Genomic DNA, 16,061 nt, shown 5'->3' on the forward strand with positions numbered 1-16,061 from the left:
CTGTGGGTCGTTATGCCGGCTGCGGATCAATAGGCAGGCTCCAGGCGCACGGACTCCGGCACCTCATTGGGGATTGCGGGGATCAGCATCAATCGCGCAAACGCCGTGGCCGCACGTGCGGACGCCCAGCCCGCTTTCAGCCGACCAACAATGCCACCTCTTTTGCGCGCCGCATCCAGATCCGCATTGGCGTCTTGCATGGCATTTAGCAAAGGCTGCCACTTTGGGTGATCGATATCGAGCGTGATCGGAAAGATCTGACGAGAGATTTCCGAGGTTTTTTCAAACACCGCTTGCCCGTACCACGCGGGATCCACGCCCAAAGCCTGGTGGAATGCCGGGCGTTGGTGGTCGCGGATCCACATGGTGGAATAGACGGCTGTAAGGAAAAACTTGATCCAATAGACATTGCCACCGCGGGTCAGATGCGGGTTGGCCTTCATCAGCAGGGCAAAAGCTTCGCCGTGGCTGAACTCATCATTGCACCATTCCCGGAACCATTTGAAAATCGGATGGAACCGGTATTCGGGATTGGCCTCCAGATGACGATAGATCGTGATGTAGCGGGCATAGCCGATCTTCTCACTGAGATAAGTGGCGTAGTAGATGAATTTCGGCTTGAAATACGTGTACTTCTTCGCCCGAGTGAGAAACCCGAGGTTCACGGAAATACCCGCCTCGCGAAGTGCATCATTGATGAAACCAGCATGGCGGGCCTCATCGCGCGACATGAACTTGAACAATTCACAAATGTCTGGATTGGTGCCACGCCGTTTCATTTCCTTGTAGAGAACGCAGCCTGAAAATTCAGCGGTGCAAGAGGAGATCAAGAAGTCGATGAACTCCTTGCGCAGCTCGGGCTCCATTCCATCCCAGTCGATCTGATCCCAGTCTTCGTTCTTCTTGAAATGGCCACGGTTCGGGTCTGATCGCATCTGATCCAGCAGCAGGTCCCAGTCTTGGCGCACAGGCTCGACATTGAGCGCATCCATTTCGTCAAAGTCGGTGGTGTAAAACCGCGGGGTCAACAGGGTGTTTTGCATTGCGACCGCAGTGGCGCTGTCACTGTCGTTGACCGCCTGGGCTTCCTGATAGGCGAGGCTTTCTTCGGCGGTTTCGGCATCGGCAGAATGTTTGGTGTGGACGTTCATAATGTGACCTCCTCTGAGAAGGAAAACTCGCAGAGCTCCATATATTCCAGATCGCCGGTCAGCCGGGTCCAGAGTTGCTCCAATTTGGATGCGCGAATGATTGTGGCGGTGCGATCTTCGCGCACAACGGCGCCAAACGGCGCCATGACCGGTGGCCCGTCGACCATGACTTCGTCACCGGGGTGGATCACTGCCCCATTGTTCAGGCGCACATGGGCGCTCAGTTCTTCAAAGCGATGGCTGACCTCAACCGTACAGGGGGCCATTTCAGTTTCTTTGGTGAAAAATCCCATGATCTATCCTCTCTATCCGTCCAGCACGCCGAGCCAGCGGGCTGTGCTTTCGCTGCCGAACATGGTGAGTTCGATTTCCCAGCCCGTTGCGGGGTCGTGCAGCTGCAGTCGCTTGTTTTCATACTGGCGCAGTTCAACAGCGGGATTGCCCACGATCCCGTTGCGATGCCGTTCAAACATCAGACCGGAGCGAACCGCCGCGATGAAGCCGCCATTGTCGGAGGTGACAATCATTGTGCCGGTCGGGTCGGTGATCTGCACCGCGTTGCCCTCACCCTGCAGGATGATGTCACGGCTTTGGAGCAGTTCTGCAGCTTTGGGCTGACCCAGCTTTGGGCGTTCCGTCACCACGGCGAAGGTAACCAGAGCGAGCACAAACAAAACTAGCCCCGCCATGGCCTGCAGCAGACGTTTTGGGATCAGCTCTTTGCTTTCGCGTCTGGTGGCTGCTTCGGTTTCAGCGTCGATGATCAACCTCATGCCAGGGCTCCTTCCTGCGGGACGTTCCGCTCGACCTGTGGTGTTGCAATGGTTGCATCAACGGCCTCGGCGAGCAGACCCGCGACGTGATGCGCCTCTGGAATGCACCGCAGTGCGGGCTTTGGCTGTCGCATCTGCCAGGGCTGCACGTGAGGCCAGAGCATCGCGTAGGAGATGCGGGTTTCGCTGATGGATTCAAAAACGATTGTCCCGGTACCGTTGGACCTGGCCAGGAGATCGGCAGCAGCAATGCGGTTGAACGGCAGATTGATGCTGAGCGTGAGCGCCGCCCCGATGCGCATGACAACACGCTGATTGGTGACCGTATAGAGGGTCGCGCGCGCCTGCAGGCGGGCCATGCCATAAATGACGACGGTCGCCAGACCACCCAAGACAAGCGGCGGCAATCCCGTCAGCAGGGCGGCGTCCCAGGGCATAATCTGCAGCGACAGGACGACCCGCCATAAGCAGAGCACCGCAAAGTAGCCGATCACCCAATTGAGCCACATGGCTTCGGTCGCCAATTGCCAGGGCTTTGGCGCGCCTTGCCAGAGGATATGTTCTCCCTCCGGCAGCTTCTCCGGCAGGCCAGGTACGGGTTCGGTTTTGAAATCACTATGTTCCATCAGTGTCTCCTTTTGCCGGTGGGAAGCGGGCTTTGTTGGCTCCGCTTCAAACCGGCAAAGCCTCAGACAGGCAAATGCTCAGGAATACATGATCCCGCCCGCATACCAGGCGCTGATCTTCTCTTCCTCAAGCAGCGTGACCTCGTCTGATTTGCGTGGCTTGGGCACGCCGGCAAAGCGGCTGGAATGCAACGAGGCGACTTTCACCCATTTGGGTTTGATCCGGGCCAATGACATCGGGATCAGGCGCTGGCCTTTGCCATGGTCCTCTTCCAGGGTCACTTCCAGATAGCGGACGAGCGCTTCTGGCTTATCGACCCACATGTCAGTGATATGACCGATCACCTGATCGTCTTTGGACAGCACCGGCAGTCCAATTGGATCGCGACCGGCTGAAACCTTGAACTCAGGTGCCACACGCATCGGGACGATTTTGACATGGCCATGCCCGTCCAGTTCCGGCGTGTTGTGACGCGGGGCCCAGGCGGCTGGACCGACGCCATCTCGCATTGGGTCACCCGTTGGTGCATATGGAAAGCCGCCAGCGCCGTTGGTGCGTGCCAGGGCCAGTTCGTCGCGGTCGCCGCGCGCGCCTGAGGGCACTGTCAACGTGCCTTTGCCATCCCGAAGGATAAAGGTCTTGTCCTTGGGCAGGGGGAACGGCCCCTGGTTGGCGGCTGGGTTGCCTTCCTCGTCGACCAGAGGAAAACCCTCGCGCATGTTTTCGGTCTGCAGGTAGTAGATCAGCCCCGCCAAAAAGATCCAGAACCCCCATATGGCGGCGCTCGCCAGATCAAAATTGCCAAAGAAATTAACTTCAACCATTGTGTGGTCCTCCGGTTAGCTGGGAAACTCGGCGAGGCCGAGCTTATCGGGGTGAGTGCCAGCCTTGATCGGCCGCTTGAACGACAGGCGAACAAGCGGGGCCAGCAGAATGAGCGTTGCAAAAAGCAGCAGTATTTCGATGTGGTAGACGAAGGCATAGCCGATGGACGGCGTGTTCAAGGTGGCCCCAAACGTGCCAGCCTGTGCCATTGATCCGATGACGTCTTTCAGCCCGCCTCCGGCCAGAATGGCGAGACCCGCAGCGGTTGCCTGGGCCGCACCCCAGGCGCCAAGAGCCAGGCCCTGACCGGTCAGTCCGCGTTTGGGCAGTGTCATGGCTGACGTCAGGGTCGCCACGGCAAACAGCCCAGCACCAAGCCCGATGCCGCAGACCCCAACAAAGAAGACTGATGGTGCCTGCATGGGGGCGGAAAAAACGAGAGCTGAAAAGCTGGCAATCCCGATCAACACGCCGCGGGCGGCCAAGCGGATTGGATCCTGCCCCCGGCCCAGCCAGTGGGCCGACACCGCAAACCCGAACAGTGCTCCTGTCGCCCAAAGGGCGGTCAGCAATGTGGTGCTGGACACCGACAGGCCCAGAATGGCCCCCCCGTATGGTTCCAGCAAAACGTCCTGCATATTGAAGGCAAGCGTCCCAACGAAAACAGTCGCCAAGAGCCGTCCGGCCCGCCCGCCCGCGGCATAGTCTGCCCAGGCATCACGGAACCGCGGCTTGGCGGCAGGTGTGGCACTTCGGCTGGTGGGGGCGAGCGGTTCCTGTTTCCAAAGGGCCAGCAGATTGATCAACAAAGTGGCCAGCGCGGCACCTTGCACGACGCGGATCAGCTGTAGTTGTGAGAAATCGGTCAGCAACCAGCCAATGATGACGGCGGAAATTCCCATGCCAATCAGGAACATGACATAAAGCAGAGCCACCACCCGCGGACGGGTCGTGTCATTTGCGCGGTCCGCAGCCAAGGCCAGTCCGGCGGTCTGTGTCATATGTAGGCCCAGACCCGTTGCGATAAACGCCGTTGCCGCCAGCGCTTCGCCGGCCCAGGATGGCCCTGTTGTTTGATCCCCGCCCAACACGATGAGCGCAAAAGGCATCACCGCCAATCCACCCATCTGCCAGAGTGAACCAAACCAAAGATATGGAATACGCCGCCACCCCAGGCTGCTGCGGTAGGTGTCCGATTTGAACCCCAGCAGGGGGCGCAGCGGGGCCACCAGCACAGGCAGGGCCAGCATGACCGCCACGATGATGGTCGGCACGCCGAGTTCCACAATCATCACCCGGTTCAAAGTTCCAAGCAGCAGCACGGTCGCCATGCCAACCGACACCTGAAACAGCGACAGCCGCAGCAGATCAGACAGCGGGAACGCGTCTGATGCGGCGTCCGAGAAAGGCAGGAACCTCTTACCCAGGGCTTTGACATGGTTGCGGGACAGGATCATGGCTGAAACTCCACCGCTGTGGAGATGTAGAAACCGCTGGTCACACGGTCGATTTCCCGCAGTTGCCCGGTGATCTCGTCGTGGTGCATCTGAGCCTGCAGCCGGGCGACAGAGTGCGGCACCATGGTTGGCGATTTTTGCGACTTCGGGAACATCTGGCCCACCCGCCACATCAGCATCAGCAATGGGGTGCGCGGCGCCACGGTAAAGGCAACCTTGCCGCACCGCTCCCCCAGGGTCGACAGTGTCTGACCGAGATCCCGGCGGTCGTAGTAGATTAAGCTGTCCATTGCGATTGCATGATCAAAGCGACCCCATCTGGGATCGGTCAGATCACCACTGGCGAATTGAATGCGGCCGCGCAGCGGCTCAGGGCAGCGGCTTTCTGCAATGTTGATCAGCGCGGGAGACAGGTCCACCGCCACAACATCCGCACCGCGGTGGGCCAGATCAAACGCGAGCGTGCCCGTGCCGCAGCCCGCGTCAAGAATGCGCCATCCCATCAGGTCGTCGGGCAACGCAGCCAAGAGCGTGTTTCGCATCTGGTCGCGACCGGCCCGGACAGTGGCACGGATACCGGACACAGGGGCATCCGACGTCAGCCGTGCCCAGGTTTGTGTGGCCTGGCGGTCGAAGTAACGCTCTACCCGTTGGCGGGTGGTGAGATATGTGTCGCTCTGTGTCAATCGAACCCCAACAATTCAAAGATGTCACGATCAGGGAGAGGGGCGGGCGCCAGCGGTTCCGTCCCGGCCCACAGCGTTTCGGCCAATCGAATGTATTCCAGTCGCGCGGCGACGATGTCGTCTTCGTCGGGCATTTCGAACAGCGTCTTTTTCTTCAGCCGGGAGCGACGAATTGCATCGATGTCAGGCATGTGGGCGATGCGCTTGAACCCGACCGTGTCACAAAAGCGGTCAACCTCATCCGTGTCACGCGAGCGGTTGGCGATGCAGCCGGCCAGACGCACGTTGTAGTTTTTGGATTTGGCCTGAACCGCCGCAATGATCCGGTTCATTGCATAGATGGAGTCAAAATCATTGGCCGTCACGATCACGGCGCGATCAGCGTGCTGCAGCGGGGCGGCAAAGCCACCGCAAACGACGTCGCCCAACACATCGAAAATCACCACATCGGTGTTTTCCAGCATATGGTGCTGTTTCAGCAGCTTGACGGTCTGGCCCACGACATAGCCGCCGCAACCTGTGCCGGCCGGTGGACCTCCGGCCTCGACGCATTGCACGCCGTTGTATCCAACGGTGACGAAGTCTTCGGGGCGCAATTCTTCGGGGTGGAAATCGACCTCTTTCAGAATGTCGATCACTGTCGGCTGCAGATGACCCGTCAGGGTAAAGGTGCTGTCGTGTTTGGGATCACAACCGATCTGAAGCACACGTTTGCCGAGTTTGGAAAATGCCACGGACAGGTTCGACGAGGTTGTCGATTTGCCGATGCCGCCTTTGCCATAGATGGAAAACACCTTCGCGCCTTCGATTTTCATCGATGGATCCTGATGCACCTGAACCGAGCCTTCGCCGTCCTGGCCCCGTATTTTTGGCGGTGATCTGTCTAGCATTGCTGCAGTCCTTTCCGGTTGGGTGCGCGGCTATTGCGCCGCGATCCCTTCCAATCGGTCTTCGATTTCATCAGCCGCACCTTGCAGTGCAGCCAGGGTTTCAGCGTCGGGTTGCCAATAGTCGCGGTCATGGGCTTCCAGCAGGCGGTTGGCCATGCGCATGCTGGCTTCGGGGTTGAGCGTCGCCAGACGCTGTCGCATGTCGTCATCCAGCACGAAGGTTTCGGAAATCCGCTGATAGACCCAAGGGTCGACCTGACCGGTTGTTGCAGACCAGCCGAGCGTGTTCGTGACATGGGCCTCGATATACCGGACGCCCTCGCGGCCATGGCGCAGCAGACCTTCGTAGAATTTTGGGTTCAGACTGCGAGACCGGGTTTCCAGTGCAATCTGATCTTTGAGCGTGCGGATTTTGCCATCGCCGCGGGTCTGATCAGAGATATAGACATCAGCGTCCTTGCCACGGGCGCGTTTGATGGCACGGCTCACACCGCCGAGCGTGTCGAAATAGTGGTCGACGGTTGTGACGCCCAACTCCACGCTTTCGAGGTTCTGATAGGCGACCTCGACATCTGCGAGGGACTGTTGCAGCAGTTCGGCCTGTTGGGCCGGTTTGCCATCGCGCCCATAGGCATAGCTCTTGCGGGCTTCGAAGGCATCGGCAAGCTCGTCTTCGTTGTTGAAACTGGATCCGTCGACCAGCAGATTGACGTTCGAGCCGTATGCGCCTTCGGCGTTTGAAAACACTCGCAGCGCCGCAGTATCCTGATCGCATCCGACGCGGTCTGCATAGCGCAGTGTGTTGGCACGGACGAAATTCATGTCCAGGGGTTCATCGGCATGGGCGGCAAGCCACGCGGCCTCTGCCAAGAGGCGGATTTGCAGCGGCAGCAGGTCCCTGAAAATGCCAGAAACCGTCATCAGCACATCGATCCGCGGGCGACCCAGCTCTTCCAGCGGGATCAGTTCAGCCGAACAGAGGCGGCCATAGCGATCAAACCGTGGGCGGGCCCCGAGCAAAGCCAGCGCTTGCCCAATCGGACTGCCATCGGATTTGATATTGTCCGAACCCCACAACACCAGCGCAATTGACCGTGGCAGGCTGGGATGTGTCGCCAGCAGGCGGTCTGCCTGTGCCTTGCCGTCCGCCAGCGCATAAGCGGTTGGCATGCGAAACGGATCAAACGCATGGATGTTACGGCCCGTTGGCAAAATCTGCGGGGCACGGATCAGGTCACCGCCGGGCACAGGCGGTATGAAATGGCCGCCAAGCGCGCGGATCAACGCAGGTGTTTCGGTGTCGCGCGCCAGCGCATCATCCATGTCGGCGCGCTGATCCTCGTCCATCTCCGGCAGGATGTCCAAAACGGCCTGTCGCTGATCTGCGGACATCGGTGCGCCAACAACATGCAGGCCATCGGGGATCAGGGCTTGTTCCGTGTCCAGCAGCTGTAGCCACAGTGTTTCTAGGTTGTCATATGTCAGATCGACTGCTTCGGCCTGCGCTTTGATCAGCTCTTCCAATTCATGACATTTTGGTGCGTCAGCCGCTGTTTCCCGCCACCGAGTGACGCTGTCCTTCAGGTCTTGCAGGCCCTTGTAGAGACCCGATTGGGCGGTTGGCGGTGTCAGATGTGTGACCGTTATGGCGTTGGAGCGGCGTTTTGCCAGGCTGGCCTCTGAGGGGTTGTTCGCCGCATAGAGGTAGACGTTTGGCAAATTGCCGATCAGCCGGTCTGGCCAGCAGTCCCCGGACAGGCCAGCCTGCTTGCCGGGCATAAACTCAAGCGCGCCATGCATCCCGAAATGCAGAAGAACATCCGCCTCGAAACGGTGTTTCAGCCATTGATAAAAGGCCGCAAAGGCGTGGGTGGGGGCAAAACCCTTTTCAAAGAGCAGCCGCATCGGGTCGCCCTCATAGCCAAACACGGGCTGCACGCCGACAAACACGCTGCCGAAATGCTGTCCGAGGATATAGACGCCACGCCCATCCGATTGGTGACGCCCTGGCGCTGGTCCCCATTGTGCTTCGATCTCGTCTAGCCATGGATTGGTCCTGACCAATTCGTCTGCGCTGACGATGTCCGCCACATTGGCACTTTGGCCAAAGTCCGCGGCGTTGCCTTCGAGAATGGCGCAGCGCAATGCCTCTGCATTTTGTGGGAGATCGATCTGATGGCCTTCGGCCTTCATGCGGCGCAGAACGTTGAAAAGGCTCTGGAATACGTCGAGATACGCCGCTGTCCCCACCGCACCGGCATTGGGCGGAAATCCATAAAGCACGATAGCGGTTTTGCGGTCTTCGGCCTTTGATTGGCGCAGTTTTGCGAGGTGCTCGGTCTTCTCGGCCAATGCTGCCACTCTTTCAGAAATGGGCATCAAGGCGCGGGCATCTGATTCATCTGACCGCACATCAACCGAACTGCGCCGCCCCGCAAACACCGTGGGATTGGTTGCGCCATCGATTTCCGGCAGCGAGATCAGCATGGTGGTTTCCACCGGACCAAGCCCACCTGTGGACGCCCGCCAGCAATCGATGGTCTGGAACTCCAGCGGATGGGCGGCGATATAGGGGACATCCAGCACTTTCAGCGTGGCGACGGCTGCGTCTGTGTCGTTGTAGGCGGGACCTCCAACCAGCGAAAACCCGGTCAGAGATAGCAGCGCATCGACGTCGCCCTGCATGAACTTCGCAATCGCAGGGCGCGCATCCAAGCCGCCGGCAAATGCGGGGATCACCCGCAGCCCCTTGTCCTCTAAGGCGCGGATCACCGCGTCGTAGTGGGCGCAATCGGCAGACAGCACATAGGACCGCAGCATCAGCACGCCGACCGTTGGCTTGTCGTGTTCCGATGATCGAAGCACTTGTAGTGTCGCGATATCTTCGCAGACCCGGTTGGGCAGATCGGGATGATACAATCCGACCTCCGGGTATTCGATGGGCAGGTTTGCATCGGCGCCGCGCCATTCGGGTCGAGAGGCGTAGCGCGACAGCAAGAACCGCACCATCTGTTCGATGTTCTCGTCGGACCCGCCCAGCCAATACTGCATACACAGGAACCAGTTGCGCAGATCCTGGGCCTTGCCGGGAACAAAGCGCAGAATTTTTGGCAACCGCCGCAGCATTTGCATCTTGGCGCGGGCAGGATCGCTGGTCTTTTTCACTGGACCGCGCAATTTTTTCAGGAAGCCGAGCACACCCGAAGAGGGCTTGGCCATATCCAGATCGCCGAGCTTTGTGCAGCGGACAATGGCATCTTCTGAGATAATCCCAACAACCGCATCGCAAGCGTCGCGCCGGTTTTGCAGATCCGGCAGGATGGCGCGGATATGTTCATCCAGGAAGAGCAGCGTGCAGATAACAATGTCTGCCTGCTGGAGGTCTGTGCGGGCTTTTTCCTTTGCTGCGGCGCATTCGGCCCATTCCGCACTGGCGTGCACGCTCAGCTGCAATCCGGGGAAATCCTTCGCCAAGGCAAGGGAAGCCCGCGCAACCGGCCCCGCCGCATGGGCATCCAGCGTGATGATCACCACGCGATAGGGCTGAGCCCTTGGGGATATCTGCGGTTTATCGAGCAAAATGCGCCTTGGCCTCATACAGGGTTTCGACGGAAATCTGCGTGACGCCACGGTCCTGGGCGAAGCTCTCGGTGTTGCGCTTGGCTTTGCCGCGCACAAAAAATGGAATTTTGCGCAGCTCGCGCTCTGCTTCATCCAGCCAGATGATCTCTGCACCTGCGGTGGCGGAGGGCTCTGGGACCGGGATTGGTGGTGTCACTGACGGTGCTTGCGCCGGTGTATTCGCCTGCGGGGCCGTATGGCCATGATGGCTCGGTCCAGCAGCGTCGTGGAACTCAAAATCATCCCGGAACATTTGCAACAGATGTTCTTCGAGACCCATCACCAGCGGATGGATCCAGGTGTCAAACAAGACATTGGCCCCTTCAAAACCCATCTGCGGAGAATAGCGCGCAGGAAAATCCTGAACATGAACAGGAGCTGAAATGACAGCACAGGGAATACCAAGCCGCTTGCCGATGTGGCGTTCCATCTGAGTGCCGAGGATCAGCTCTGGCTGCGCGGCTTCGATGGCCGCCTCAACCTCTAGATAATCGTCTGTAATCAGCGCATTGAGACCGAACTGCTGTGCCGCAGCCCGGACCGGGCGGGCAAATTCGCGATTGAAGCATCCCAGCCCGCAGACCTCAAAGCCCATTTCATCGCGTGCAACCCGGGCCGCAGCGATGGCATGGGTTGCATCACCAAAGATGAAGACTCGCTTGCCCGTAAGATAAGTGCTGTCGACGGAGGCAGACCACCAGGGCAGGCGCAGATGGCTCTGATCTGGTGTGCGTTCAATCCCGCTGAGATGTTGCACCTCGCGAATGAAGTCACGGGTCGCACCAACACCGATTGGAACGGTCTTTGTGTAGGGCTGATCACATTCACGCTCGAGCCAGCGGGCGGTGCTTTCGCCGGTTTCTGGATACATCAAGACATTGAAATGCGCGGCTGGCAGTCTCGCGATATCCTCCGGGCTGGCATTGAGCGGGGCGACGACATTGATTGTGATGCCCATGCTGTTGAGCAGCCGGCGCAGCTCCTCGACATCGTCGCGATGGCGAAATCCCAAGGCCGTTGGACCCAGAAGATTGCAGCTGATGGTTTCCGATTTTTGCTGCGCGACAGCCAGGCTGCGTGTGATCTGGTAGAAGGTCTCGTCAGCGCCAAAGTTTTCTTTGCGTTGGTAACTCGGCAGTTCAAGCGGGATCACAGGGATCGGCAGCCCCATGGTTTCGGCCAGCCCGCCCGGATCGTCCTGGATCAGTTCCGCGGTGCAGGAGGCGCCAACGATCATTGCTTTGGGTGTAAAGCGCTCAAACGCTTGCTGGGCTGCTGTCTTGAACAGATTGGCAGTGTCTGCGCCCAGATCTCTGGCCTGAAAGGTCGTAAACGTCACCGGGGGGCGATGATTGCGCCGTTCGATCATCGTGAACAGCAGGTCGGCATAGGTGTCGCCCTGCGGCGCGTGCAAGACGAAATGCACATCTTTCATACCAGTTGCGACGCGCATCGCCCCCACATGGGGTGGGCCTTCGTATGTCCAGACCGTCAGCTTCATTCTGCGGCCTCCAGATGCAGCAGCGCCTTGCGCCGTAGCGGACGGGAAAACAGCCCGGCCAGATCACCGGCCTGTTCGTAGAAATGCACCGGTGTGAAAACCAGTTCGATCGCCCATTTGGTTGTCAGCCCCTCTGCCTCCAGCGGGTTGGCGAGGCCCAGGCCACAAACCGTCAGATCTGGTCGCGCTTTGCGCACCCGGTCCAGTTGCAGATCCACGTCCTGCCCTTCGGACAGGGTCGGGTTGCCGGGCAGATCCGCCAGATCGGGACCAACCAAGTCGCGGTGCAGATAGGGGGTGCCAACCTCAATCGGTGTCATGCCGCACTCGGCAGCCAGGAAACGGGCCAAAGGCACCTCGAGTTGGCTGTCAGGCAGGAAAAAGACGGATTTTCCTTCCAGGGTTGCCCGATGTGCATCCAGAGCGCGGCGCGCACGGGCGCGGGGTGCAGCGGTGACCTCATCGAAGCGATTGTCAGAAATGTTGAACGCGCGGCAAAGGGCCTGCAACCACGCGGTGGTACCTGCTTCCCCGAATGGGAAGGGCGCAGCGATATGGCGTGCGCCCCGACGGCACAGTGCTGCGTGGGTTTCGCCAAGGAAGGGTTGGGTCAGAATGAAACGGGTGTTGGGGCCGATATGTGGATCCACCCCGGCGTTGCGCCCGGGTAGCAGGGCAACCCGATCCAAACCCAAATTGGCCAGCAGTTGCATCATCTGGTCTTCGACCACGTCAGGCAGCGCTCCGACCACGATCAGATCGGCGGGATTGGTGTTTGGCAGAACCGGCACCATGGCGGCGAGACAACAGTCTTCGCCCTGGGTGAACGTGGTTTCGATGCCCGAGCCAGTGTAGTTTAGGACCCGCACATTGGGGGCGAAATGCTGGGTCAAGCGTTCGGCTGCGCGGGCCAGATCCAGCTTGATCACTTCGGACGGACAGGAGCCCACCAGAAACAGCTGACGGATATCAGGGCGCCGGGCCAGCAGTTTGGCGACAACCTCATCCAAGGCATCGTGGGAGTCGTTCATGCCGGCCAAATCCGCTTCTTCCAGAATGGCTGTGGCAAAGCGCGGTTCCGCAAAGATCATGACGCCCGCTGCCGATTGCAGCAGATGCGCGCAGGTGCGGCTGCCGACGACCAGAAAAAACGCATCCTGCATTTTGCGGTGCAGCCAGATGATACTGGTCAGGCCGCAGAACACTTCGTGCTGGCCGCGTTGGCGCAGGATGGGCGTATCGGTGCAGCCGCGCGAGGCAGGTACGGGAGCAGAGGTCATAGGGGCAGCGTGCGCTTTGGTCATGGCGCAACCTCTGCCTGCAGCCGGGCAATGCGGAGTTTCCAAAGAAACTGCCCGGCGTTGATCAGGTAGGCGGCGTAGGCCAGCAAGGCGACAATCATTTCAGTGATGGGTTGGGTCTGCCCAGTGAATAACAGCACCACATACAGGCAGTGCAGCGCGATCACACCAAAGCTGACGACATCTTCCCAGAAGAAGGCAGGTGCAAAAAGATACTGCCCAAAGACCTGCTTTTCCCAAATCGCGCCGGTGACCATGATCAATAGCAGGCAGGCTGTTTTTGCCAGAATTGACAGCGATGTTTCGACGTAGCCTTCGCCGGTTGCCAGATAGCGCACCACCAAAGCCAGGGAGATGAGAAAGACCAAAAACTGCAGCGGCGCAAGCACGCCCTGCACAACTGTCCAAACCGTTTCGTCACGCCGAACGCGCTGTTCGGGAGTGTAAAGGTTTGTAGACACTTCGGTCCTCCCCATTTTTGGATTCTCATAAAGAAGTCTGCGCAGTTGCAAAGTGAGTGTCAATTAAAACTTACAATCATGTAGTTGACACTTTGAGTCTGCGTGGGGGACTGTCAACCTGCGTTGATGTAACCCACAGGGAACAATTGATTTTCAAAGATTTGAATTGAGCAAGGGCGCAAGCGTCCGTAAATTCGCAGGACAGGAGTGTACGTTGAATTTGACATTTGAGGCCGTATCGCTGACATTACAGACGCCCAAGGACCCCGCCTGGGATCAGAGCTGCCGTATCTTACGGTCCGCCCTTGGGTCAGCGCGAAAGTGTAACCAATGACCGACGCCTACATTGCCAAAGGCCTGGGTTCGGAAGGGGTTCCCTCGCAACTATCTCGTTCTGTGGCCAGCGATGCGCTGCACAACGTCGCGTCCAAACCTTTGTTTCGTATCACGACGGCACAACATAACAGCAAGATCGATCCCGCAGTTGTTCAACAGCTCTGCCGGGCGTCTCATGACGCCGATGAGCGGCAAATGAATGCCTATGTCTCGGAACTCCTGAAGCAGGGCGTGCCGCGAATGGCTCTGATCGAAGACTACATTCCGGCCACTGCGCGGGACCTTGGGGACCAGTGGCTTGCCGATCACCTCAGCTTTGTTCAGGTGTCGATTGGTGCGGCTCGCCTGCAGGCCGCACTGCGTGGGCTCTATGCGGCATTGCCGCGTCAGGTTCTGGATGTGGGTCTTCAACTCGCGGTAATTACACCTCCGGATGAGCAGCATACCATCGGTACAATCATAGTAGGAAACACGCTGCGGCTGGCAGGCCACACGGTCTGGCTTGCGACCGGTTTTCACGATTATGAGATCGTGGAACGCTTGGCACGGCGGGATTTTGACGCCATTCTGGTGTCGATCGCCCAGGAGCGGAATTTGGCGAAACTGCCACTGTTTCTGGAGCGGGTCCGGGCGGCCTGTCACCAACCAGTTAGTCTGTATGTTGGCGGCTGCGCGTTAGAGAGGCTGAGTACTGCGGAAAGGTCTACCCTTGGCGCAGATCTCGTGACATCGGATATGGAGCAGGTGACCCGCCATCTTGCGGCCACAACCGAAATGAAAAAACAAAAGACATGATGCAGTTTCTTGAATTCCCTTTTGCCAGTTTCCGCCAGGAAGCCAGCCAAGAGGACACCCAATGACACAACGTGGTGCCGAATTTTGGACCAGTGGGGCGGTCCCGATCATAGGCCCTGAAGTGCTGATCAGCATTGTCGGCAGTGCCTCTGATGTTGCCCTTGTGGTGACGCCGGAAGATCGGGTGGCCTCTGTCATGGTGAATCCGAATGCCAATGGCATGTCCGTGTTTGAGCGGTGGTATGGGCAGGGTTTTCTAGAGACGCTGACGGTTGAGAGCATTCCGAAGTTTCAAGAACGCGCTGCGCTCTTGCGGGCCGGCGGAGAAAGCCGTGCGCCGCTTGAGCTGAACCACGCGCTTGCGGACGGCGAAGATGTCCCGATCCAATATTCCGTCTTCCGCATGGCAAACGATCGGTCGTTGTTGTTGCTGGGCCGTGATCTGCGCCCGATTGCGGCGTTGCAACAGCAACTCATCGAAAGCCAGCGGGTGCTGGAACGCGATTATGAGTTGCAGCGGGAAGCCGAAACTAAGCTTCGGGTGCTGATGGAGTCGTCCGAGCAAGCGATTGTGTTTGCCTCTTTGACGACGGGTCGGGTGATTAATGCCAATCAACTGGCCAGTGATCTTTTGGGCGTGAAACGGGATGCGTTGATCGACAGCCAGCTGACCAGCCATTTTGCGGGTATGAAAAACAGCATCACCGAGCGGCTTTTGCAAGCCAGTTCAGATGGTTTGGAACGGCCCGTTGATCTGGTGATCAAACGCAATGACATGATGGTGTCTGCAGCACCGATTATTTTCCGGTCCTCCGGCGAGCGTATGTTGTTCTGCCGGCTCAATCTGCCAGACAAACTGCGGGTACAGCGAAGCGGGCTGAGTGATCTGTTGAATGGCATGTTCCAGAATGCAGCGAATGGGATCGTCTTCATCAATGGGTCCGGCACGATCAAGACAGCCAATGAAGCCTTCTTGAACCTCTGCGAAGCACCTGATCTGGCGCGTGTGTCGGGACGGTCTTTGGCCGATTATCTGGAGCGCGGATCGCTTGATGTGCGACTGATGGTCGAAAATGCCGCGCGCAGCCGCAAACTGCCGTTGTTCTCGACGCGTCTGTTGACCGACCACCAACACACGGTTCCGGTTGAAGTGTCTGTGACCACAGTAGAATTTGGCGGTAGCGAAATGTATGCGGTGACCATGCGGGATCTGGCACGTGACAGTTCCGTGGCCCAGGCGGCTACCAGTGTCCGCGAACAGAATGCCCGGAATGTTTCCGAGTTGGTTGGCAGTGCCTCGCTCAAAGAGATCCTGGCTGAGACCATCGACGAAGTGGAAAAGATGTGTATTCGAACGGCCGTGGATATGACCGGCAACAACCGCGTTGCAGCGGCTGAAATGCTCGGGCTCAGTCGGCAGAGCCTTTATGTGAAGCTGCGCAAATACGGTTTGGTTAACCGCGACGACAGCTGACGCGTTCAATTTGATTTCGAAGACAAGGCACGGGCCAGCGTAAGACGACGCTGGCCCTTTTTTATTCGGTGTTTTGATCTTTTCGCTTTATTATTGATTGACCAGTCAATTAAAATAGTGATGATCCGCTTTTAATTGTGCAGGTCAACCAGAGTGGATTCTC

At 58.6% G+C, this 16,061-nt stretch carries 14 protein-coding genes; 2 read left to right on the top strand and 12 right to left on the bottom strand.

Annotation, left to right across the window (positions count from 1 at the left end; genetic code table 11):
- Window positions 1-26 precede the first annotated feature (26 nt).
- From acsF to bchF, 12 genes are all read right to left on the bottom strand, one after another.
- Window positions 27-1,151 (bottom strand): magnesium-protoporphyrin IX monomethyl ester (oxidative) cyclase, encoded by a 1,125-nt coding sequence (gene acsF / locus Q0C28_RS03530; protein WP_293573269.1) that lies wholly within the window; start codon window positions 1,149-1,151, stop codon window positions 27-29.
- Entirely contained in the window at window positions 1,148-1,444 is a 297-nt protein-coding gene (locus tag Q0C28_RS03535; protein ID WP_293573270.1) for a hypothetical protein, read from the bottom strand. The genes acsF and Q0C28_RS03535 overlap by 4 nt, the downstream gene beginning before the upstream one ends.
- 12 nt (window positions 1,445-1,456) lie before the next feature.
- Window positions 1,457-1,924 carry a photosynthetic complex assembly protein PuhC gene (gene puhC / locus Q0C28_RS03540; protein WP_293573271.1) on the bottom strand — a complete coding sequence of 156 codons (468 nt, stop codon included), beginning with the start codon at window positions 1,922-1,924 and terminating at the stop codon, window positions 1,457-1,459.
- Complete coding sequence (gene puhB, locus Q0C28_RS03545) at window positions 1,921-2,550, bottom strand: photosynthetic complex putative assembly protein PuhB (RefSeq protein ID WP_293573272.1); 630 nt, start codon at window positions 2,548-2,550, stop codon at window positions 1,921-1,923. Before puhB ends, puhC begins: the two co-directional genes overlap by 4 nt.
- A gap of 78 nt (window positions 2,551-2,628) precedes the next feature.
- On the bottom strand, window positions 2,629-3,375 hold the full coding sequence (gene puhA, locus Q0C28_RS03550; protein ID WP_293573273.1) for a photosynthetic reaction center subunit H: 747 nt from the start codon (window positions 3,373-3,375) through the stop codon (window positions 2,629-2,631).
- 15 nt (window positions 3,376-3,390) lie between these two features.
- Window positions 3,391-4,833 carry a PucC family protein gene (locus tag Q0C28_RS03555; RefSeq protein ID WP_293573274.1) on the bottom strand — a complete coding sequence of 481 codons (1,443 nt, stop codon included), beginning with the start codon at window positions 4,831-4,833 and terminating at the stop codon, window positions 3,391-3,393.
- Window positions 4,830-5,519 (bottom strand): magnesium protoporphyrin IX methyltransferase, encoded by a 690-nt coding sequence (bchM, locus tag Q0C28_RS03560; RefSeq protein ID WP_293573275.1) that lies wholly within the window; start codon window positions 5,517-5,519, stop codon window positions 4,830-4,832. The genes Q0C28_RS03555 and bchM overlap by 4 nt, the downstream gene beginning before the upstream one ends.
- Entirely contained in the window at window positions 5,516-6,409 is an 894-nt protein-coding gene (gene bchL / locus Q0C28_RS03565) for a ferredoxin:protochlorophyllide reductase (ATP-dependent) iron-sulfur ATP-binding protein (RefSeq protein ID WP_293573276.1), read from the bottom strand. Before bchL ends, bchM begins: the two co-directional genes overlap by 4 nt.
- 30 nt (window positions 6,410-6,439) lie before the next feature.
- Entirely contained in the window at window positions 6,440-9,988 is a 3,549-nt protein-coding gene (locus Q0C28_RS03570; RefSeq protein WP_293573277.1) for a cobaltochelatase subunit CobN, read from the bottom strand.
- Window positions 9,978-11,531 (bottom strand): ferredoxin:protochlorophyllide reductase (ATP-dependent) subunit B, encoded by a 1,554-nt coding sequence (bchB, locus tag Q0C28_RS03575; RefSeq protein WP_293573278.1) that lies wholly within the window; start codon window positions 11,529-11,531, stop codon window positions 9,978-9,980. The genes Q0C28_RS03570 and bchB overlap by 11 nt, the downstream gene beginning before the upstream one ends.
- The gene (locus tag Q0C28_RS03580) at window positions 11,528-12,811 is read right to left on the bottom strand and encodes a ferredoxin:protochlorophyllide reductase (ATP-dependent) subunit N (RefSeq protein WP_293573297.1); all 1,284 of its coding nucleotides are present in this window, start codon (window positions 12,809-12,811) and stop codon (window positions 11,528-11,530) included. Before Q0C28_RS03580 ends, bchB begins: the two co-directional genes overlap by 4 nt.
- A gap of 20 nt (window positions 12,812-12,831) precedes the next feature.
- On the bottom strand, window positions 12,832-13,293 hold the full coding sequence (gene bchF / locus Q0C28_RS03585; RefSeq protein WP_293573279.1) for a 2-vinyl bacteriochlorophyllide hydratase: 462 nt from the start codon (window positions 13,291-13,293) through the stop codon (window positions 12,832-12,834).
- 330 nt (window positions 13,294-13,623) lie between these two features.
- Between bchF and Q0C28_RS03590 the strand changes: the two genes are divergently transcribed.
- Both Q0C28_RS03590 and ppsR read left to right on the top strand, forming a co-directional pair.
- Window positions 13,624-14,424, top strand: coding sequence for a hypothetical protein (locus Q0C28_RS03590; RefSeq protein ID WP_293573280.1), 801 nt, complete (start codon window positions 13,624-13,626; stop codon window positions 14,422-14,424).
- Window positions 14,425-14,485: 61 nt separating this feature from the next.
- Window positions 14,486-15,898 (top strand): transcriptional regulator PpsR, encoded by a 1,413-nt coding sequence (gene ppsR / locus Q0C28_RS03595; RefSeq protein WP_293573281.1) that lies wholly within the window; start codon window positions 14,486-14,488, stop codon window positions 15,896-15,898.
- Window positions 15,899-16,061 lie beyond the last annotated feature (163 nt).

This window comes from Phaeobacter sp. (genome assembly GCF_022825805.1).
Lineage (GTDB): Bacteria > Pseudomonadota > Alphaproteobacteria > Rhodobacterales > Rhodobacteraceae > Phaeobacter.